1 protein-coding gene is annotated in these 1,245 nt (G+C 21.1%); it reads right to left on the bottom strand.

Translation table 4 applies throughout. The annotated features are described in order from the left end of the window. Positions 1–551 precede the first annotated feature (551 nt). On the bottom strand, positions 552–749 hold the full coding sequence (locus C6B38_RS04325; RefSeq protein WP_105298785.1) for a lipoprotein: 198 nt from the start codon (positions 747–749) through the stop codon (positions 552–554). Between the last annotated feature and the right edge of the window lie 496 nt (positions 750–1,245).

Raw genomic sequence — 1,245 nt, 5'->3', positions numbered from 1 at the left:
AAAAACTTTTTAAAATTAGTAATAACTTTAAAAAGTACTTTTTAGTGTGTCAAAATCCATAATTTTATAAAATCATTTATTCAATTAAAAATTATATTTTTAAAAAAGTTGATTTTTTTATAAATTTTGTTATCATTTACTCATAAGCGAAACATAATTTGTTTCTAATTACTTAATTTTATTAAAAACCTCAAAATAATATATACTACCTTTTATTCACCATTAACTTTTACATTACCATCAATATCAACTACTAAATCAGGTTCTTGTGTATCTAAATTTCAACGATAAACTGATTTAATATAATTTATGTTTCTAATTACTTAATTTTATTAAAAACCTCAAAATAATATATACTACCTTTTATTCACCATTAACTTTTACATTACCATCAATATCAACTACTAAATCAGGTTCTTGTGTATCCATAGTTATTATCTTTGTATATAATATATTCTTGGTTTACATTAATATTATAATTTCTAAAAATTTTATTTATTTCTCATTTATCTTTTTTTCATACAACATAATATCATTTATTATCAACTATATTAAATGGTTTTTCTTGAGGGCAAATTCATTCTAAGTTTTCTTTTATTTCTTTGCAATTTGTGTATATTTGGTTTTCTTTTTTTTAGTTGTTGTAATTCATCTTCGTTATATTGTGGTATATTATTACAAGCAACTAGACTTGTTGTGCTTGTTCCTAGTAATGTAATTGCTCCTAAAAAAATTAATCATTTTTTCATAATAACCCAGTCTTTTTTTGATATTTTATTTATATAAAAATTATATAATGAATATAAATATATACAAAGAATTTTTAATTTTGTAGAAAACTCTTGATGAAGTGAAAAAAAATATCAACAAGACAACTTGAAAATGAATTTACTGTAAGATTATTATTTTTATTTAGCTTTTTTAAACGTTAAAATATAATACCGTTGATTGTTGGTTGGGTGTTAAACCTTTATGTTGGTATTTTCATTTTCAGAGATTTAAATAATTTTGAATATTAGTGAAACCCAAACCATGATAATGAATTAAGGATTCTTTAAGACTGGATTGTAATTTACTAATCTTATTTAAATACCGTTGATTGTTGGTTGGGTGTTAAACCTTTATGTTGGTATTTTCATTTTCAGAGATTTAAATAATTTTGAATATTAGTGAAACCCAAACCATGATAATGAATTAAGGATTCTTTAAGACTGGATTGTAATTTACTAATCTTATTTAACTTTT

Origin of the sequence: Spiroplasma sp. ChiS, assembly GCF_002968355.1 — a bacterium.
Taxonomy (GTDB): Bacteria; Bacillota_I; Bacilli_A; order Mycoplasmatales; family Mycoplasmataceae; genus Spiroplasma; species Spiroplasma citri.
This window is presented reverse-complemented; position numbering and strand designations above follow the sequence as displayed.